Raw genomic sequence first — 19,492 nt, forward strand, 5'->3', positions numbered from 1 at the left:
CGGCCGCCCGTGCCAGGGTGGTGCCATGCGGGGCGACGACGCGACGGTGGTGGAGGAACGGCTGCGGGAGCTGGACGCGAGCCTGCGTGGGCCGCGCCGGTTGAAGTCCGACCTGCTGACCGAGGCGAGGCACGGCCTGCTGGACGCCGTCGACGCGTACCGGGAGGACGGGCTGCCGGCGGCGGAGGCCCAGCGGCGGGCGGTGGCCGAGTTCGGCTCCCCGGCGCAACTGGTTCCGGCCTACCAGGCGGAGCTGACGGTGGGGGCGCTGCGTGGGCTGTCGCTGCGGGTCGTCGGGCTGGCCGTGGTCGCGTTCGTGGCCGGCGACCTGACCTGGCAGGGAGCGAGCTGGAGCGACGGCCCCCGCCCGCCGGCCGGTTACGTGCTCCTGTCGGCCTCGGTGGACTGGATCTGGGCCGTCGCGTTCGTGCTGGCGGCGACCGGGCTGCTGCTCGCCGGGGCGGGCCGGTGGGCACCGCGCGGCGGCGACGCGGTCGGCCGGGCGGTGGGCACGGCCCTGACCGGTGTCCTCGCCCTCAGCGTGCTGGCCGGCGCGGGCCTCTTCGCGTGGTCGATGGGGCTGTGGGAGGCCGCCCTCACCTGGCCGCCCATGCTCGTCGGCGCGGCGGTGGCCGCCGCCGGCCACCTGTGGCTCGGCCGGGCCGCCCGCACCTGGCTGCTCGCCGTCCGCTCGACCGGGCGGTCGTCCACGCCGGCACCGGCCGCCTGACCGGACGGCCGGCCCCTCGCGCCCCCGACCGGTGCGTGGTTCCTCGCGATCGGCGCGGCCTGGCGCGGTCGTCTCGTGCGAGAGCTGGGATGCCGCCGGACGGGGCCGGCGCCGGGCGGCGTCAGGCGGGGGCGGTGGGCGGGGTGTCGGTGTCGAGGAAGCGGCCGACGGTGCTGCTGAACTCGCGCCACCCGGACCGCTCCCCGGCCAGCGCCCGCCGCCCCGCGTCGGTGAGCTGGTAGGTCCGCCGCTCCCGGCCGTTGACGGTGCTCCAGGTGCTGGCCACGTGGCCGGCCCGCTCCAGCCGGCGCAGCGCCGGATATATGGTGCCGGTCGGCAGGTCGAGCTGGCCGTCGCTGCGGGCCCGCAGCGCCTCGATGATGGCGTAGCCGTGCAGCGCGCCCTGCTCCAGCACCGCGAGCAGCAGCGCGTCGAGGTGTCCGTGCAGCGCCTGGGCCTTCATGCGTAGCAAGCCTACTTGTCGACGGGCCGCTCCGCCACCGGGGTGCGGGCACCGGCCCCCGGAGCCGCCCACTAGGGTATGTGCCCAGAGTCACTCGTCGGCGGCGGACGCCGGCGGGTGGGCAACCCGAAGCACACGGAGGTCAGCGTGGCCCGCCAGTCGCCCCAACGGCCCGACGCCGACGAGCCCGAGCTCGACGACGTGGACGACCCGGCCGAGTCCGACACCGCAACCGTCTCCGCCGAGGCCGCCCGCGCCCTCTGGGACGAGCTGCGGATCGACCCGGTGGAGATCGCGCTGCCCGCCGGCACCGGCTACACGCTGCGGGCCTACCGGCCGGCGCGGGAGCTGACCCCGACCGACGTCGCCGAGCGCGACCAGGACGATCCGTTCCTGGCCCGCCGCCAGGCCGTCGACGAGGACGAGGAGGAGGACGACGAGACCGTCGTCATCCTCGACGAGGACGTCGCCCAGGAGTTCGCCGAGAGCGACGAGGAGGACGGCAAGACCCGTCGCGAGGTCGCCGACGACGAGGACGCCGCGGCGGTCGCCGAGGCCGAGGACGAGGCGGGCGACGAGGAGGTCCCGGTCTTCCTCAGCCACCGCGGCAAGCTGCTGCTGTTCAAGACCCCCGAGTCGCTGGTCAGTTTCATCCGTTCCGGCGCGCCCAACGACCTGTCTCAACTGGACAGCTGGAACGAACTGTCCGAACGGGTGGAACCGGCCGACATCGCGCCGCTGGACGAGGACATCTACGAACTCGACCTGGTGGTGGAGAACCTCCGCGGCGGCCACGACACCTGGGACCCGACGCTGCTCATCGAGGCGGGCGAGGTGGCCCGCGACCTGGCGTACGCGCTGCGGCTGCCCGCCGTGCTGGACATGCTCTCCGCCGGCTCCAGCCTCGACGATCTGGACGAGGCGCTGCGCGCAACGGTCGACGGCGGCGTCGGCGGTTTCTTCGGCCGGCGGCGGCTGAAGAAAATCGGGGCACAAACCGCAAGTCTCGGTTGGCGCACCATTGTCGGCAAGATCTCTGCGGTCGTGGACTGGCGCGACTGACCCTTTACGGGGAGCATCAGTCTCTGGCAGTGAAAGCCTTGTGTCCCGGGAGGAGGACGACGCCGTGGCGCTCGTGCGCGTGTACTGCGGTCTGGCCTCGGCGGATCCGGCCGACCGATCGGCTTCGGCCGGTTCGACGCTGACGTCCGCTGTGGTCGACGACGCAGGCCGTCTGCTGCACGTCTGCGAGATCGGCGACGACCCGGCTGGCTACGCCCAGCTGGTCGCGCTGCTCGTGGAGCGGTCGGGCGGGCCGAGCGGAGCGGCGATCGCCGCCGACAGCGACGACCACACGGTCACCTCGCTGCTCAGCGCCGCGGGTCGTCCCCTGGCGATCGCCGACGACGACTCCGTCGACGACTTCGCCGAGCGGTTCGCCGACGACGACTCCCTCGAGGAGATGCAGTCACCCCCGGCCGAGCGGCGCGCCGTCGGCCTGGCCCGCGCCCTGCAGGCCGGCGCGCTCTCCGCCGTCACCCTCCCGGCTCCCCGCGACCTCGCGGGATACAAGCAGGTGCTCGCCGCGCACGCCGCGCTGGCCAGCGGCCGGCACTCCGCCGCCGTCGCGCTGCGCGAGGTGCTCCGCGAGCTCTACCCGGCCGCGCTGCGCGCCTATCCGGACCCGGCCGAGCCGGTCTCGCTGGCGGTGCTGGACGCACTACCCGAGCCGGGCATGCTGGCCGGGCGCGAGGTCTCGGTCGCCGCCGACGCGGTCGCGGCGCACCTCGCCGCCGACGGGGTCGCCAGCGCCGAGCAGCTCACCGAGGCGGTGACCGCCCTGCGGGTCGCCATCAGCGAGACGCCGCGACGCGCCACCGTCAACCGCGCGCTCACCTCCGCCGTGGCGGAGACCGTCCGGCAGGCCGTCGCCTCCGTCCGCGCCTGCGACGCCGGCTGCGAGGCCCTCGTCGGCGCGCTCAACTCCCGGGTCGGCGCGCCCGCCGAGCCGGCACCCGGGCGCCGCGCCGCGGCCCGGCGCGGTGAGCCGGTCGGCGACCTGCCCGGCCTCGCCCCCACCGGGGCAGGCCTGCGCCCCGCCCGGCCCACCGAGCCCGAGCCGGCCCCGACCGGCGGCCGGCGGAGCCGGCCGGAGCCCGTCTCCGGCGCGACGCCGCCCCCCGCGCCCCGGCCGCTCGGCCCCCCGCCGGTCGCCCCGGCCCCGATCACCCCGCCGCCCGTCGCCCCGGCGCCGGTGACCCCGGCCGCGGTGGCCGGTCCCCCGGTCTCCGCGCCGCCGTCGCGGCCCGCCGCTGCGCCGAGCCGCGTCGACGGCCCCACCAACCGCCCGGTCTCCGCGCCGCCGCCCCCGCCGCCCGGCATCACCCCGATCGCCCCGGCACAGCGCGGCACGGTCCCGCCGGCCGAGGCCGGGGAGCCGTTCCGGCCGACGCTGACCACCGCGGCGATCCAGAGCGCCCGCGCCGAGCGGCAACGCACCGTGATCCCGCCCCGGCCCAAGACCAGCAGCGAACCCCCGACGCCGACGGGCGGCTTCAGCGCCACCGACCTCAGCGTCCCCGTGCCCACCCCCCGGCCCGACCAGGACTCCGCTCCCCCCGGCTCGCGGGCCAACTGGCCGCTGGTCAACAACCCGGAGGACCCGTCCGACAGCTCCGCCACGAACCCGGTCGTCGGCTCCTACGGCGACCGTGGCGGGCGCGGCGTCGACGCGCCGACCGACCCGGGTGCCGAGCGGCGTGTGACCCCACCCTGGCTGGCCGACGACCTGCCCCAGGAACCTCCGATGCTGCGCCTGGTCGAGCCGCCGCCGCTGGCCGACCGCGCGCTGCGCGACGGGCCGGGCCAGCCCGCCGAGCCGGAGACGCCGCCGCTGCGGCTCGTCGACCGCGAGGAGGCCGGGCGCAGCGGCCGGCCGGCCCCCAGCCCCGAGCGTACGGCGGCCGAGCACCGGCCGGCGCCCCCCGTGGAGCGGCGGCCCCCGCCGGTCTCCGACGAGGGCGACGGCGATCTGCTGATCTTCGCGCAGGCCAAGTCCGCCTGGTTCGTGGGGCACACGGAGGAGTCCGACCTGGACTGGTCGACCACGGCCGACACCGGCTGGCAGGCCGCCGAGCAGGCCGCCCGCCCGGCGGTCGGCGCCGAGACGCGGGCCGGGCTGCCCAAGCGGGTCCCGCAGGCCAACCTCGTCCCCGGGTCGCCCCTGCGCGACGAGCGTCCCCTGCGGATCGTCCGGGACGCGGCGAGCCTCGCCGAGAACACGACCGGCTACTTCCGCGGCTGGCGTCGCGGGCAGGAGATCGGCGGGTTCGCGGTCGGCGGTCGACCCGGCCGGGAGGCCGCCGGCGGCTGGGACTTCACCCGCGACACCGGCGACCGCGACGACGACCGGGAATACGAGTACCGTTCCGCCGGATACCGCTCCTGATCGCCGGGAAACCGCCCTCCACCTGCGTGTCCCTGCCCACACCCGGATAATTTGACGCCGGGCCGCGGCGGCCGGGAGCATACCGGCGGAACGGCCGGCGGCAGGGGTCGCCGGGGGGAAGGCGACTCGTGGCGACATCGGCAACCGGTCCCTCCGTGCTCACCCGTCGCGGCCTGCTGGCTGCGGCGGCGGGCACTCTGCTGCTCAGCGCCTGCGGGCGCGAGGAGCCGGGCGAGGGAGATCCGGTCAGGACGGTCGCGCCGGGCGGTCAGGAACTGCTGATCGGGGTCAGCCTGGAGCTGACCGGCCCCGGCGCCGCGCTCGGCGTGCTCCAGCGACGCGCGCTGGACATCACCCTCGAAACGCTCAACGACAAGGGCGTGCCCATCGGCAACCTGCGCCGCAACGTCCGGCTGGAGGTGCGCGACAACGCCGGCGATGCCCGACTGGCGGCCCGGCAGGTCACCGAACTGGCCCGCGAGACCGGCGTGCACGCCCTGCTCGGCGGGACCATGGCGGAGACCTCCGTCGCCCTCGCCACCGTGGCGCAGCGGGAGCGGGTGCCGTTCGTCTCGCTCGGCTTCGGCGACGGGATCGTGCTGCCGCTGGCCCAGCGCACGTACGTCTTCAAGCTGACCCCCGACGGCGGCGACATGGCGCGGCGGCTGGCTCGGCTGATCGCCTCGCAGCGGCTGCGCCGCGTGGCGGTGCTGGCCCAGCACGGGCTGCACGGTGATTCGGGCGTACGGGCCACGTCAGCGGCCCTGCGAGCGGCCGGGCTGGAGCTGGTGTCCAGCACGCGGCTGCCCCGCACCGGCGAAAACTTCCGCCGGGCGGCCCGGTCGACGGCCGCCTCCCGGCCGGACGGCGTGGTGGTGTGGGCGACCGCCCCGGATTCCGCCGCCGCCGTCGGTGCGCTGCGCCGGGCCGGGTACGACGGTCCGGTGTTCCTCGACGCGGGTGCGGTCGCCGAGGAGACCCTCCAGGGCGGGAACGCGGCCACGATGGAGGGCGCGTACGCCGTCCACCCCGTCTCGCTGGGCGGGGCGATGCTCGCCAACACCACCATGTCGGCGCTGCTGCGTAAGGACTTCGTCTACCGCTACGTCCAGCTGCACGGCGGGTTCAGCGGCTTCGCCCCGTACGCGTCCGACGCGCTGCAGCTCATCGCGGACGCGGCGCGCCTGTCCACCAGCGTCGACCGTGGACGGTTGCGGGCGTTCCTGCAGAACCAGGTCACCGAGGGGATGGTGGGGATGTACTCCTTCACCCCCATCCGGCACGGCGGCATGGACCAGGGATCGCTGGGCCTCTACACCGTCAGCTCCGGCACCTGGACGCGGGTGTCCTGACCGTCGGCGCCCGCACCGGGCGCGGGCAGCGACGAGCGCCCGGTGCCGGCCGAAGCCGACGCCGGGCGCTCGTCGTTCGATCAGGCCGGTGCGACGGCGCGCGAGCGCCGCATGGTGAGCACGTACTCGACCAGCGAGATCAGCACGTGCTTGGTCGACTCCCGGTTCCGGGCGTCACAGGCCACCACCGGCACGTCGTTCGAGATCGCGAGCGCGTCCCGGACGTCCTGCGGGTCGTGGTACTGCATCCCGTCGAAGCAGTTGATGGCCACCAGGTACGGCAGCCGCCGGTGCTCGAAGAAGTCGATCGCCGCGAAGCAGTCGGCCAGCCGGCGGGTGTCCACCAGCACCACCGCTCCGATCGCGCCGCGCACCAGTTCGTCCCACATGAACCAGAACCGGGTCTGACCCGGCGTACCGAACAGGTACAGGATCAGGTCGCGGTCGATCGAGATGCGGCCGAAGTCCATCGCCACCGTGGTCGTCGTCTTGCCCGGCACCTGCCGGGTGTCGTCGACGCCCACGCCGGCGGAGGTCATGATCGCCTCGGTCGTCAGCGGCGTGATCTCCGAGACCGAGCCGACCAGCGTCGTCTTGCCGACGCCGAATCCACCGGCGATAACGATCTTCGCCGACGTCACGCGCCCGCTCGGGGCAGGCGGCCGGTGCGACATGTCAGAGCCTGCGAAGTCCACTCAGCACCCTCTCCAGCAGTTCAGTGCCCACCGCGTCGTCCGAGTCGTCCAGGATGGTCGGCTCGTGGACCGCGACCAGGCCGTCCGTCGCCATGTCGGCGATGAGCACCCGGGCCACACCGAGCGGGAGCTGCATCCGCGCCGCGATTTCGGCGAGCGACTGCACACGTCCGTCACACAGCGCGGCGATGTACTGGTGCTCGCGGCCCTGGCCGCCGTTGCCATTGGCAGCGGCCCGGCCGCGCACCGTCGTCTCGACGAGCGCCTCCAGCGCGATGTCGAGACGGGGGCGGGTACGACCGCGGGTCACGGCGTATGGACGGACCAACGCTCCGGTCGGTTCGTCACGATCGGCCATGTCGCCGCTCACCTCCTTCGTACCCGGCACCTGCTCCCGAGGGAGCCTGTCGTCGTTGTCGTTGCCGCCCCGCCGACCTCACGGTCAGCAGGTCGTCAGCCCAGCATGCCCGCAGCCGCACGCGGCTGCGGGGTCAGCGCGTCGCCCACCCGGTCGACCAGGAGGGCCATCTCGTAGCCGACCTGCCCGACGTCGCAGCTACGGGCGGCCAGCACCGCGAACGACGAGCCGTCCGAGATGGACATCAGGAACAGGAAGCCGTTGTCCATCTCCACCACCGTCTGCAGCACCGCGCCTCCCTCGAAGCAGCGGGCCGCACCCTGGGTGAGGCTGACGAGGCCGGACGCGATCGCGGCCAACTGGTCGGCCCGGTCACGCGGGAGATCCCGTGACGACGCGAGGAGCAGACCGTCCGCGGAGACGGCGACCGCATGCGCGACACCGGGCACCCGGTCGGCGAAGTTGGCCAGCAGCCAACCGAGATCCTGCGTAGTTGTCATCGTTCTTGCTCCTTCTGCCCGCTCCCGGCCACCGGGCCTGAGCCAGACTGCGAGGATTGCTGCCCTCCCGGAGTCGCCTCCGGGTTGGTCGGGTTGCTGTCCGACGGGGACGTACGCCCCCGCTGCACGCCCCGGTGGTACGCCGAGAGCAGGCCCCGGACGCCCTCCGGCGTACGCCGCTGCACCGAGGTGGTGGGCTTCTCCACCGCACCCGGCACGAGCTGCGCCATCGGGGTGCGCTTGGGCAGCCCCGTCGAGGTGGTCGCCGCGACCGGAACCTCGCTCGCCGCGGAGGCCGCGCGCCACCCGTCGTCGGCGGCGGTCTGCCAGCCGCCGCCCTGCTGCTGGGGCCGGCGGTGACCGAAGCTGTCGGCGACACCGGGGCGGGCACCCCCGTTGACCGTCGATCCGTTCTCGCGCGGCGCTCCTCCGGCCGTCGACTGCTCTGCCATCGGTGCGTTACCTGTCCCGGGTGGTGTCTGCTGCACGGCTCGACCGCTGGCGTCGACGCGGGCGAACTGCTGGGTCGCGGCGCCGTTGGCGGCCGGCGCCGCCTCCTCCGGGCCCGGCCGACGGGTACGGAACCAGGCCGACTCGAGCTCCCGGAAGATCGGCAGCTCCATCGTCTCGTCCGCGTACCGCTGCCGGTTCTGGGCCTGCGGCGGGGTGTTCGGCCGCGCCGGCGGGGCGGCCGGCACCGGGGCGGGGGTCGGCGTGGGGGCCGGAGCGGCCGGAGCCGGAGCGGCCTGCGCACCCGGGGTGTCCGCGCCGGAGCGCGGCACCCGCGGCAGCTCGGTGGTCATGTCCAGCGCGGCGGCGAGGCGCTCGGGCACCGGCGGGGTCACCGCGTCGCGCTCCGCCCCGGCGACCGGCGGCCAGGCCGGCGGCGCCGGGGTGCTCGGCCCGGGCGCGCCGGGAACCGGGCGCTGGGGCAGCGGGCCGGTCGGCGGGGCCGAGACCGGCGGGCCGGAGAACGGCGCGGCCGAGACCGGGTGACCGGAGACCGGCGACGCCGAGACCGGCATGCCGGAGACCGGAGCGCCGGAGACCGGGGGCGCCGAGTAGGGAATCGGCGGGGTCGACACCGGCGGGCCGGCGTAGTGCGACGGCGGCCCGGAGACCGGCGGGACGGGCGGGGCCGACACCGGGGGGACCGGCGGGGCCGAGTACGGCCGGGCCTCGGGGCTGCTGGGCAGCTGCCGCGGAACGGCGGCCTGCTGGCCGGTCGCGCCGGGGTCGTCGCCGGCACGCCGCTGCGGCAGCGGGTCGATCGGCTGCCCGTTGGACGTGCGGGGGCGGAAGGTCTCGCCGTTGGTGGTCCCGGTGGCGCCGGTCAGGTCGGACCAGGCCGGCATGGAGCGCGCGCCGCCCGCCGAGGCCGGCGTGCCGGCCCCGTTGCGCGGGGCCGGGTCGAACGGCCGGCCGCCGAGGGTGACCTGGTTGCCGGACTCGCCGGATCGCTGCGGCGGCGTCGGATTGGGCTGGCGGTGGCCGAGCGCCGGCAGCGCGCCGAAGGTCGGGGCCGGGCCGGAGGGCGCCCCGCCGAACGCGGGAGCCTGGCCCGACGACGGCCCGCCGAAGGCCGGGGCCGGGCCGGACGCCTGGGCGCCCGGAGCGGGCAGCGCGGGCGAGGACTGCACGCGGCCGGAGAGGGCCCGCGGCACGAGCACCGACGTGGGCATGACCACCTCGGCCACGGTCCCCCGGTCGGTGCCGGGCCGCAGCTCGACCTTGACGCCGTGCCGGGACGCCAGCCGGGCGACCACGACCAGGCCCATCATCCGGGAGACGGCGACGTCCACCTGCGGGGGCGTGGCGAGCCGCTCGTTGAGCTCGTGGAGCTGCTCGGGGCTGATGCCGATGCCCCGGTCCTCCACGTAGAGCGACGCGCGGTCGCCGACCCGGCGGGCCTCGACCATGACGTGCGAGTCCGGCGGCGAGAAGGCGGTGGCGTTGTCGAACAGCTCGGCGACGAGGTGCACCAGGTCGTTGACGGCGTGCGCGGAGACCTCGATGTCGCGGTCGATCACCCCGAACTCGATGCGGGTGTAGTGCTCGACCTCGGACTGGGCCGCCCGGAGCACGTCGATCAGCGCGGCCGGCTCCCGCTGCACGCGGGTGGAGTCGGCACCGGCGAGCACCAGGAGGTTTTCGTCGTTGCGGCGCATCCGGGTGGCCAGGTGGTCGAGCTGGAACAGCTCGGCCAGCCGGTCCGGGTCCTCCTCGCCGCGCTCCAGCCGGTCGAGGTGGCCGATCAGGCGGTCGACCAGGATCTGCGAGCGGCGGGCCAGGTTGACGAACATCGTCGCGACGGACGCGCGCAGCGCGGCCTGCTCGGCGGCGGTGCGGACGGCCTCCAGGTGGACCGCGTTGAACGCCTCGGTCACCTGGCCGAACTCGTCCTTGCTGCGCACCGGCAGCGGCTCGGCGATCTGGTTGGCCAGCTGCACCGGGGAGAGCTGGCCGGTGACCTGGGGGTCGCGCAGCCGGGCCACGGCCTGGGGCAGGCCGTACTGGGCGATGGAGAGGGCGCCCTGCCGCAGGTCGCGCAGCGAGCGGGCCATCGAGCGGGCGACCAGGTAGGCGAAGAGGATGGCCAGCAGCAGCATGCTGAGCAGCAGGCCGGTCTCCAGGAACACCTGGCGCTGCACGTCCGAGCGCAGGTCGTCGGCGACCGCGACGACGTCGCTGTCGATCTTCGACTCGACCGTGCGGATGAGCTTGGCGTTGGCCACCATGGCCGCGTCCCACTCGTCCGCGTCGAACGGCGCGCCGGTCAGGCTGTCGGCGGTGGTGATGCCGTTGAGCCAGCTGTTGTAGGTGTTCGCCTCGCGCAGGTCGGGGCCCGCGACCACCTGGGCGTAGTACTCCTGCTCGGGCTGGCTGGCCACCACCCGGAAGCTCTGCAGCCACTGGCTGGAGCCGGTGCTGGCGGCGATGTACTCGTTACGCAGGTTGGGGGTCAGCCGCTGCTGGATGAACGCCCGGTGCACCACGTCCCGGCGGCGGGACAGGAACTCCTTGTTGCGGGCGGTGGCGGTGGCCGCGCGCATCTGGTCGCTCAGCTCGTTGTCGCCGGCGAGCTGGGTGGCCGAGTCGCGGACGCTCAGCAGGTTGTCGATGAGGCCGTCGTAGGCCTGCATCGCCGGCACGAGCCCGAGCTTGCCGTTGAAGACCTGGCTGCGGGTGCCGGGAAGGTCGGTCAGGGTCTGGTCGATCTCGCGGAGCAGGGTCTCGAAGTTGGCCGGGAGGTCCTCGACCTCGCCGCGCTGCTGCGAGTAGGGCCCCCAGGCCTTGTCGACCCGACCGTTGGCCTCCTCGTAGGCCTGCTTGAAGCGGGCGGCGTCCTGGCCCTTCGGCACGCCCAGCAGGCGCAGCGCGTTGGTCCGCTCGTCCTGGAGCGTGTCGACCAGGTCACCCGAGTAGCCGACGAGGTTGGCCAGGTCACCGGCCCGGTTGGCGTTGTTGAGCGTCTCCAGGTGGTCCACCAGGCCACTGGTGCCCACGACGACCGTGGCGATGGTCGGCACGATCATGATGAGACCGAGCTTGGACCAGATCGGCATGTCGCGGAGCCGACCGGCGGGCCGGCGTAGCCGCGACAGGAAGGAGCCCGCCGTCTTTGGCCGTTTGCTCACGTCACCGCCCTCGACATTTCAACGTCCGCGTTGCCCTCGGACAACGCCCAGCGGCCGACCCAGCGGGTCGGACCATCCGAGATTCCATCACGCCACCCTAAAAAGAGAAAGCCCAGGTTGGCCGTCACGCGAGGTGTGATGAGATGTTGATGCAATTTGATCGCAGTCTGTCTGGCCGGAGTCACTGAAGGTAATGGATCACCCCCACCGCGTTGTCCTGCTCGCCGGCCCCTCCGGCTCGGGAAAGTCGTACATCGCACGGCGAACCGGCCTTCCGGTGCTGTGCCTGGACGACTTCTACAAGAACGGCGATGACCCTACGCTGCCACGACAGAACGACCTGGTGGATTGGGAGTCGCCCCGCTCCTGGGACGCCGAGGCCGCCGTGGAGACGATTACCCGACTGGCCACCGAGGGCAAGGCCGATGTGCCGGTTTATGCGATCGGTGAGGACCGCCGGGTGACCACCCGGCCGTTCGACCTGGCCGGTTCGCCACTTTTCGTGGCCGAAGGGATTTTCGCGGCCGAGATCGTCGAGGAGTGCCGCCGCCGGGGGGTGCTCGCCGGGGCGTACGCCCTGCGCCGGCCGCGCGGCGCGACCTTCGTCCGCCGGCTGGCCCGCGACCTGTCCGAGCAGCGCAAGGCGCCCCGGGTGCTGGTCCGCCGCGGGCTGACGCTGCTGCGCACCGAGCCGGCCGTGCTGCGCCGGCAGACCGGCCTCGGCGCCGAGGCCGCCCGGGCGGGTGAGGTGCTGCGCCGGGTGGCCGGCCTGCTCGCCGGCCACCCGCACCGCCCGTGACGCCCGCCGCCGCGACCGCGGCGGGACCGCCGGTGATCAGCCCAGCAGCTTGGCGTACGCGGGCTTGATCACCTCGTCGATGATCTTCAGCCGCTCGTCGAACGGGATGAAGGCGCTCTTCATGGCGTTGATGGTGAACCACTGGAGCTCCTTCCAGCCGTAGCCGAAGGCGTCCACCAGCAGGGCCATCTCCCGCGACATCGACGTGCCGCTCATCAGCCGGTTGTCGGTGTTCACCGTCACCCGGAACCGCAGGTCCCGCAGCAGCCCGATCGGGTGCTCGGCGATCGACGGCGCGGCGCCGGTCTGCACGTTCGACGACGGGCACAGCTCCAGCGGGATCCGCTTGTCCCGCACGTACGCGGCCAGCCGCCCGAGCACCGGCTCCGGTCCGGGCGTGATGTCGTCCACGATCCGCACGCCGTGGCCGAGCCGGTCCGCCCCGCACCACTGGATCGCCTGCCAGATCGACGGCAGGCCGAAGGCCTCGCCGGCGTGGATGGTGAAGTGGAAGTTCTCCCGCTGGAGGTACTCGAAGGCGTCCAGGTGCCGGGTGGGCGGGAAGCCCGCCTCGGCGCCGGCGATGTCGAAGCCGACCACCCCGGCGTCCCGGTGCCGCACGGCCAGCTCGGCGATCTCCTGCGAGCGGGCGGCGTGCCGCATCGCGGTGAGCAGGGTGCCGACCCGGATGTGCCGGCCCGCCTCGGCGGCCAGCGCGCTGCCCTCGACGAAGCCGGCGAGCACCGCCTCGACCACCTCGTCCAGGGTCAGGTCCCGTTCCAGGTGCTGCTCGGGGGCGAAGCGCACCTCGGCGTAGACCACCCCGTCGGCGGCCAGGTCCTGGGCGCACTCCCGGGCCACCCGGCGCAACGCCGACGCGGTCTGCATGACGGCGACGGTGTGCGCGAACGTCTCCAGGTAGCGCTCCAGGGAGCCGGAGTCGGCCGCCTCGACGAACCACCGGCCGAGCGCCTCGGGATCGGTGGTGGGCAGCTCGTGGCCCACCTCGGCGGCCAGTTCGACGATCGTCGCCGGCCGCAGGCCGCCGTCGAGGTGATCGTGCAGCAGCGCCTTCGGGACCTTGACGATGTCCTCGTAACGGATTGTCGCGACCATGCTCAGACCCTAGTCGGCCGCGCCCGCACCGGCCGACGGGACCAGCGGGGACCGGCGGGGACCCAGCGGGGACCGGCGGTGGGAGGCCGGCACCTGCGGCGGGGCGACGGCGGGCAGCTCCGGCGCGGTGATCTGCCGGGCCCGGCCGATGCCCACCCCCGGGCGAACCGGCCGCCGGTCCGGCGACCCACGCGGCCCGGGCACCGGCGCCGACGAACGTTCAGGCGAGGCGTGGCGGCGTCGCTCCCGTGGCGGGCCGACGCTGGGCCGGCACGGTGAACCTCGGGATGAGGTGCTGCGCCAGCGGGCCGATGCTGACGGCGAAGAGGAGGGTGCCGGGACCGACGGTGCCGCCGAGCGCCCAGCCCAGCGCGAGCACGCCGAGCTCGATGGCCGTGCGTGCCCGCCCGATCGGCAGGCCACGGGCGGCCAGTCCGGTCATCAGGCCGTCGCGCGGCCCCGGCCCGAGTCGCGCGCCGAGGTAGAGGGCCGTGGCGAGCCCGTTGAGCAGGACGCCGACGACCAGCAGGCCGATCCGGCCGGCGACCGGGAGCACCGGCGGCACGAGGGCGAGCGCGGCGTCGGCGACGAACCCGACCACCACCACGTTCGCGACGGTGCCGAACCCGGGGCGCTGCCGCAGCGGGATCCACAGCAGCAGCACTACCACGGCGACCAGGTTGACCACTTGGCCGAGGCTCAGCCCGGTCCGCTCGGCGAGCCCCTGGTGCAGCACGTCCCAGGACGCGAGGCCCAGGTCGGCGCGGACCATCAGGGCCACGCTGACACCGAACAGCGCGAGGCCGCCCAGCAGACGGGCCAGCCGGCCCGGCAATTTCGTTGACATGTCACTCACCTTAGAGAACCGGTTGATGACATGTCAACAAGATGACTACGATGCGTCTCGTGGACCAACCACGCTGGCTCGACGAGCGGGAGCAGCGCGCCTGGCGGGGGTACCGGCGGATGCGCCGCCTCCTCGACCTGGAGCTGGCCCGCGACCTCGCGCGGGACGCCGGCCTCTCCGAGCCGGACTACGACGTCCTCTCCGACCTCTCCGAAACCCCGGACCAGCGGTTGCGGCTCAGCGAGCTGGCCGACCGGATGCTCTGGTCCCGCAGCCGGCTCTCCCACCACCTGACCCGGATGCAGCAGCGCGGCCTGGTCACCCGCGAGGAGTGCGCCACCGACGGCCGGGGCGCGGTCGTCGCGCTCACCGCCGAGGGCCGGCGGGCGATCGAGGCCGCCGCCCCCGGTCACGTCGCGGCGGTCCGCCGGCACCTGATCGACCTGCTGACCCCCGACGAGGTCGCCGCGCTGGACGCGCTGAGCCACCGCGTGGTCGACCACCTCACCGGCCGGGACGGCGCGCGAGGCTGACCGATGGTGGTGCGGGCACCACCATCGGGCTGGCGTGCGCGCACCATCGAATCGACCCGTCCGGCTGCCTAGCGTCAGCGGCGACAAGGAAAGCCGACGCGGGGAGAGTCGCACGTGTTCACGACATTGGCCACAGCGGTGGTCCGCCGTCCGGGGCGGGTGATCGCTGGCTGGCTGCTCGCCATCGCCGCGCTGACCGCCGCCACCTTCGCCGTCTACGGGCCGGCGGGCCCACGCCCCGCCGACAGCCAGGCCGACTTCCTGCCGGCCCGCTACGAGTCCGCACGGGCCGCCGGCATCGCCGCCCGGATCTTCCCCGACCAGCCGGGCACCAGCGCGGTGCTGGTCGTCCGCCGGGCCGACGGGGCGCCGTTGACCCCCGACGACAGCGCCCGGATCGACGGGCTGCCGCAGGAACTGCGGGTCGCCGGCGTCACCGGGGTGACCCCGGGCGCGACCGCCCCGGACGGGCGGCTGCGGCTGGCCGAGGCACGCCTGACCGGCGACGCGCACGACGAGGCCACCATCCAGGCCGTCGGGAGACTGCGGGACGCCACCGACGACGCGCTGGCCGGCAGCGGCCTGGTCGCCGGCTGGACCGGCGAGGCCGCCGGCGCCGCCGACAGCTTCCTGCTCGACATGATCGTCAACGGCGCCATGATGCTGGTGATCCTGGTCCTGCTGCTCGTCGTCTTCCGCAGCCCGACGATCGCGCTGCTCAACCTGTTCCTGGTGCTGCTGGTGGCGCAGGCCGCCACCGGCCTGCTCGCCCTCGGCGGAAAGGTCTTCGGGTACGCCCTGGACGCCTCCACCACGGGCCTGCTCCCGGTCGTCCTGCTCGGCATCGGCACCGACTACGCGGTCTTCCTGCTCTTCCGCTACCGGGAACGGCTCCGGGCCGGCGAGGACCGGCGCGCCGCGATGGTCCACGCGGTCGGCCGGATCGGCGGCGCGGTCACCGTGTCCGCCCTGGTCGTGGCGGTGGCGTTCGGCGCGCTGGTGCTCTCCCGGCTCGCCTCCTTCCAGGTGCTCGGGCCGGCCCTGGCCGTCGCCGTCCTGCTCATGGTGGCCGCCGCGCTGACCCTGTTCCCCGCGGTCTACTCGCTGCTCGGGCGGCGGGCGTACTGGCCGGCAAAGCTCGTCGCGTCGGGCGACGACGCCGCCGCGCGGAACGGACGGGCGGCCCGCGCCGGCCGGCTGGTCGCCCGCCGGCCCGCCCGGGTGGTGCTGACCACGGTCGCCGCGCTCGCGCTGCTCGGCCTCGGCGCGCTGCACCACCGGCCGAGCTACGAGCTCGACGCGCTGCCGACCGGCTCCGAGTCGGCCGAGGCCCTGGACTGGCTCCGCTCGGGGCTGCCCGCCGGGACCCTCTCCCCCACCGACGTCTACCTCACCGGCGCCGGGGTGGACGCGGCCGGCGCCGAGCGGTTCGCCGAACGGCTCGGCGAGGTGCCGATCGTGGCGGCCCCGGCCGGCGTCGAGATCGTCGACGGCGTGGCGCGGGTGCGGCTGCTGCTGGCCGAGCCGCCGTACTCGCAGCGGGCGATCGACGCGGTGGAGTCCCAGTTGCGGCCGGCGGCGCACGCCGCGGCGCCGCCCGGCACCCGCGCGTACGTCGGCGGGGAGACCGCCACCTTCGCCGACGTCCGCGCCGTGCTCGACGAGGACCTGCGGCGGGTCTTCCCCGTGGCCGCCGGGCTTATCGGCCTGCTCCTGCTGCTCATGCTGCGCGGGCTGCTCGCCTCGCTGGGCCTGCTCGCCGCCGTCGCGCTCGGTTTCGCCGCCACCCTCGGCACCAGCGTGCTGGCGTTCCAGGTCGTCGGCGGCCAGCCCGGGCTCAACTTCCAGCTGCCGCTGGTCGTGTTCCTCTTCGTCACCGCGATCGGCACCGACTACAACATCCTGATGATCGCCCGGCTGCGGGAGGAACTGCGCGCCGGCCGCTCGCCCCGGCAGGCCGCCGAGGAGGCGGTACGCCGGGCCGGCCCGGCGGTCGCCGCGGCCGGGGTGATCCTGGCGGGCAGCTTCGGGGTGCTCGTCGCGTCGCCGATGATGGCCCAGATCGGGTTCGCCGTCGCCGTCGGCGTACTGATCGCCACCTTCGGCCTGTCCTGGCTGCTGGTGCCGGCGGCGGCCGCCCTCACCGGCCGGGCGGCCTTCTGGCCGGCGCGGACCCGCCCCGCGACACTGCCGGCGGGCGTCGCACCGACGTCCGCCCCGTCGGAGGCCGTCGCGCCGGCTAGGACAATGGCCCGGTGAGCGGGGTGCGGCGGGCGTGGCGGGAGCTGGGGCGGCTGGCCGTCGCGGCGGGGCTGGCCTGTCTGGGCCTCGGATGCTTCCTGGCCACCCTCCTGACCGCCGGGCTCAGTCTGCTCGGCGTCGGCCTGCCACTGCTCGACCGCACCCTCGCCGGCACCCGTGAGCTGCTGGACCGGCAGCGCCACCGGCTGCCCGGCCCGCCGGTCCGGTCCCCGTACCGGCCGGTGGCCGGGCCGCTGGTGGCCCGGCTGCGGACGGCGGCCGGCGACCCCGCCACCTACCGGGACCTGGCGTTCCTGTTCGCGCACTTCTGCTTCGCCCCGGTCGCCCTGGCGCTGGCCGTGGGGCTCTGGCTCGGCGCCGCCCAGGGCCTCGCCCTGCCGCTGATCCACACGGTTGCGCCCGGCGCGGTCGACAACTACCTCGGCGTGCCGATCGACTCCCCGGGCAACGCCGCGCTCGCCATGGTGCCCGCGCTGCTGGTGGGTGTCGGGGCGTACTGGCTGCCCCGGGGGCTGCTCCACCTGGACGACCGGCTGACCCGGGCGCTGCTCGCGCCGACCGCCCGCGCGGCCCTCGTCGAGCGGGTGGAGGAGCTGACCGACACCCGGGCGCAGACCGTCGACGCGCAGGCCGCCGAGCTGCGCCGGATCGAGCGGGACCTGCACGACGGCGCGCAGGCCCGGCTGGTGGCGATGGCGATGAACCTCGGCCTCGCCGAGGAGTTGCTGGCCCGCGACCCGGAGGCGGCTCGCGGGCTGGTCGCCGAGGCCCGTACGAGCGCCGGCACCGCCCTGTCCGAGCTGCGCGACGTGGTCCGCGGCATCCACCCGCCGGTGCTCGCCGACCGGGGGCTCGCCGGCGGCGTCGCCGCCCTCGCCCTCGGCGCCGCCCTCCCCGTCGACCTGGACGTCGACCTGCCCGACCGGCTGGCGCCGCCGCTGGAGTCGGCGCTCTACTTCACCGTCGCCGAGCTGCTCACCAACGCCGCCCGACACAGTGGGGCGGCCCGGGTGGCGGTGCGGCTGCGCCGGCTGGACGACACGGTCGCGCTGACCGTCTCCGACGACGGCCGGGGCGGCGCCGACCCGGAGCGGGGCACCGGGCTGGCCGGCATCCGCCGGCGGCTCGCCGCCTTCGACGGCCGGGTCCGGATCAGCTCGCCGGCCGGTGGGCCTACGGTTGTCGACGTGGAGCTGCCGTGCGAGTCGTGATCGCCGAGGACCTGGCGCTGCTGCGCGACGGGCTGATCCGCCTGCTCACCGCGTACGGCGACGAGGTGGTGGCCGCCGTGGAGACCGGCGACGAGCTGCTCGCCGCCCTGCTGGAGCACCGCCCCGACGTGGCGGTGGTGGACGTCCGCCTTCCCCCGACCCACACCGACGAGGGGCTGCGGGCCGCGCTGGCCGCCCGCGAGCGGATCCCCGGCCTGCCGGTGCTGGTCCTCTCCCAGTACGTCGAGCAGCTCTACGCCCGGGAGCTGCTCTCCGACGGCGCGGGCGCGGTGGGCTACCTGCTCAAGGACCGGGTGGCCGACGTCGCGCAGTTCGTCTCCGCCGTGCACGGGGTGGCCGGGGGCGGGATGGCGATGGACCCGGAGGTGGTCTCGCAGCTCCTCGCCCGGCCGGCCCGGGCCGCGCCGCTGCGCCGGCTGACCCCGCGCGAGCACGAGGTGCTGTCCCTGATGGCCGAGGGCCGCTCGAACGGCGCGATCGCGCAACGCCTGGTGATCACCGAGAAGGCGGTCAGCAAGCACATCAACTCGATCTTCGCGAAGCTCGACCTGCGCGACTGCGACGACGACCACCGCCGGGTCCGCGCGGTGCTGACCTATCTGGACGCCTGACGTGGACGCCCGCATCGTCGACCGGCTCCGCTGCCCGGTCTGCGCCGAGCCGCTGGCCGAGGCCGCCGCCGGGACCGCCCGCGCGCTGCGCTGCCCCCGCCGGCACAGCTTCGACGTCGCCCGGCAGGGCTACGTCAACCTCCTCGCCGGCCGCGCCCCGCACGCCGGGGACACCGCCGAGATGGTGGCCGCCCGCGCCGACTTCCTGGCCGCCGGGCACTACGACCTGATCTCGTCGGCCCTCGCCGCCGCCGCTGCGGACGCCGCCGACCGGGTGCGCGCGGCGCGGCCGGAGGCGTACCCCCTGGTGGTGGACGCCGGGGCGGGGACGGGCCGGCACCTCGCGGCGGTGCTGGCGGCGCTGCCGGACGCCGTGGGCCTGGCCCTGGACGTGTCGAAGCCGGCGCTGCGCCGGGCCGCGCGGGCCCACCCCCACGCGGCGGCGGCGCTGGCCGACACCTGGCAGCGGCTGCCGCTGGCCGACGCCGACGCCGCGGTGCTGCTCAACGTCTTCGCCCCGCGCAACGGCGCGGAGTTCCACCGGGTCCTCGCCCCGGCGGGGACCCTGCTGGTGGTGACGCCGGCCGCCGACCACCTCACCGAGCTGGTCGGCGCGCTCGGCCTGCTCCGCGTCGACCCCGACAAGGCGGACCGGGTCGCCGACAGCCTCGGCGGGCACTTCATCGAGGTGGCGGCGGCCGAGCACCGGCGGGAGCTGGCGCTGACCGGGCCGGAGGTCGCCACGCTGGTCGGGATGGGCCCCAGCGCCTGGCACACCGACCCGGCCGGGCTCGCCACCCGGATCGCCGCGCTGCCCGAACCGGTCCGGGTGACCGTCGCGGTGCGGCTGACCGTCTGGCACCCGGCGCCACGCTGACCCGACCCGGCGCGTCCCCCGCGCCGCCACG

General features: G+C 75.3%; 17 protein-coding genes. 10 read left to right on the plus strand and 7 right to left on the minus strand.

The features are described from left to right. Positions 1-25: 25 nt before the first annotated feature. Positions 26-730 carry a permease prefix domain 1-containing protein gene (locus tag GA0070606_RS12055; RefSeq protein WP_091098031.1) on the plus strand — a complete coding sequence of 235 codons (705 nt, stop codon included), beginning with the start codon at positions 26-28 and terminating at the stop codon, positions 728-730. Between the two features lie 121 nt (positions 731-851). On the opposite strand, the gene GA0070606_RS12060 is transcribed toward GA0070606_RS12055, so the two are convergent. Next, positions 852-1,193, minus strand: a complete 342-nt coding sequence (locus GA0070606_RS12060; protein ID WP_091098034.1) for a PadR family transcriptional regulator — start codon at positions 1,191-1,193, stop codon at positions 852-854. A gap of 117 nt (positions 1,194-1,310) precedes the next feature. Between GA0070606_RS12060 and GA0070606_RS12065 the strand changes: the two genes are divergently transcribed. The 3 genes from GA0070606_RS12065 (at position 1,311) to GA0070606_RS12075 (ending at position 5,993) form a co-directional block, all read left to right on the plus strand. After that, positions 1,311-2,255: a DNA primase gene (locus GA0070606_RS12065; protein ID WP_091098038.1), complete on the plus strand. Its 945-nt coding sequence runs from the start codon at positions 1,311-1,313 to the stop codon at positions 2,253-2,255. 40 nt (positions 2,256-2,295) lie between these two features. Then, positions 2,296-4,641 (plus strand): transposase, encoded by a 2,346-nt coding sequence (locus GA0070606_RS12070; protein WP_091098042.1) that lies wholly within the window; start codon positions 2,296-2,298, stop codon positions 4,639-4,641. 128 nt (positions 4,642-4,769) lie between these two features. Next, on the plus strand, positions 4,770-5,993 hold the full coding sequence (locus GA0070606_RS12075) for an ABC transporter substrate-binding protein (RefSeq protein ID WP_091098046.1): 1,224 nt from the start codon (positions 4,770-4,772) through the stop codon (positions 5,991-5,993). Positions 5,994-6,073: 80 nt separating this feature from the next. Here the strand turns inward: GA0070606_RS12075 and GA0070606_RS12080 are convergent, their stop codons facing one another. From GA0070606_RS12080 to GA0070606_RS12095, 4 genes are all read right to left on the minus strand, one after another. Then, on the minus strand, positions 6,074-6,667 hold the full coding sequence (locus GA0070606_RS12080) for a GTP-binding protein (protein WP_091098050.1): 594 nt from the start codon (positions 6,665-6,667) through the stop codon (positions 6,074-6,076). Between the two features lies 1 nt (position 6,668). Beyond that, on the minus strand, positions 6,669-7,046 hold the full coding sequence (locus GA0070606_RS12085; protein ID WP_030329021.1) for a DUF742 domain-containing protein: 378 nt from the start codon (positions 7,044-7,046) through the stop codon (positions 6,669-6,671). A gap of 95 nt (positions 7,047-7,141) precedes the next feature. Then, positions 7,142-7,546 (minus strand): roadblock/LC7 domain-containing protein, encoded by a 405-nt coding sequence (locus GA0070606_RS12090; RefSeq protein WP_067370442.1) that lies wholly within the window; start codon positions 7,544-7,546, stop codon positions 7,142-7,144. Then, on the minus strand, positions 7,543-11,184 hold the full coding sequence (locus tag GA0070606_RS12095) for a sensor histidine kinase (RefSeq protein ID WP_091098053.1): 3,642 nt from the start codon (positions 11,182-11,184) through the stop codon (positions 7,543-7,545). The genes GA0070606_RS12090 and GA0070606_RS12095 overlap by 4 nt, the downstream gene beginning before the upstream one ends. 193 nt (positions 11,185-11,377) lie before the next feature. Between GA0070606_RS12095 and GA0070606_RS12100 the strand changes: the two genes are divergently transcribed. Beyond that, positions 11,378-11,983, plus strand: coding sequence for an ATP-binding protein (locus GA0070606_RS12100; protein WP_091098057.1), 606 nt, complete (start codon positions 11,378-11,380; stop codon positions 11,981-11,983). Positions 11,984-12,019: 36 nt separating this feature from the next. On the opposite strand, the gene GA0070606_RS12105 is transcribed toward GA0070606_RS12100, so the two are convergent. Together GA0070606_RS12105 and yczE are read right to left on the minus strand one after the other, a co-directional pair. Continuing rightward, positions 12,020-13,099, minus strand: a complete 1,080-nt coding sequence (locus GA0070606_RS12105) for an adenosine deaminase (RefSeq protein ID WP_091098060.1) — start codon at positions 13,097-13,099, stop codon at positions 12,020-12,022. 220 nt (positions 13,100-13,319) lie between these two features. Beyond that, positions 13,320-13,946, minus strand: a complete 627-nt coding sequence (yczE, locus tag GA0070606_RS12110) for a membrane protein YczE (RefSeq protein ID WP_091098064.1) — start codon at positions 13,944-13,946, stop codon at positions 13,320-13,322. 59 nt (positions 13,947-14,005) lie between these two features. Between yczE and GA0070606_RS12115 the strand changes: the two genes are divergently transcribed. From GA0070606_RS12115 to GA0070606_RS12135, 5 genes are all read left to right on the plus strand, one after another. Further along, a complete protein-coding gene (locus tag GA0070606_RS12115; protein ID WP_091098067.1) occupies positions 14,006-14,479 on the plus strand; it encodes a MarR family winged helix-turn-helix transcriptional regulator in 474 nt (157 codons plus the stop codon). A gap of 114 nt (positions 14,480-14,593) precedes the next feature. Beyond that, a complete protein-coding gene (locus tag GA0070606_RS12120; protein WP_091098071.1) occupies positions 14,594-16,738 on the plus strand; it encodes an MMPL family transporter in 2,145 nt (714 codons plus the stop codon). Next, on the plus strand, positions 16,735-17,952 hold the full coding sequence (locus tag GA0070606_RS32895) for a sensor histidine kinase (protein ID WP_091098075.1): 1,218 nt from the start codon (positions 16,735-16,737) through the stop codon (positions 17,950-17,952). The genes GA0070606_RS12120 and GA0070606_RS32895 overlap by 4 nt, the downstream gene beginning before the upstream one ends. Continuing rightward, positions 17,940-18,584, plus strand: coding sequence for a response regulator (locus tag GA0070606_RS12130; protein WP_091098079.1), 645 nt, complete (start codon positions 17,940-17,942; stop codon positions 18,582-18,584). Before GA0070606_RS32895 ends, GA0070606_RS12130 begins: the two co-directional genes overlap by 13 nt. A 1-nt stretch (position 18,585) precedes the next feature. After that, complete coding sequence (locus GA0070606_RS12135) at positions 18,586-19,461, plus strand: putative RNA methyltransferase (RefSeq protein WP_091098082.1); 876 nt, start codon at positions 18,586-18,588, stop codon at positions 19,459-19,461. The last annotated feature ends 31 nt before the right edge of the window (positions 19,462-19,492 follow it).

This window comes from Micromonospora citrea (assembly GCF_900090315.1).
Classification (GTDB): domain Bacteria; phylum Actinomycetota; class Actinomycetes; order Mycobacteriales; family Micromonosporaceae; genus Micromonospora; species Micromonospora citrea.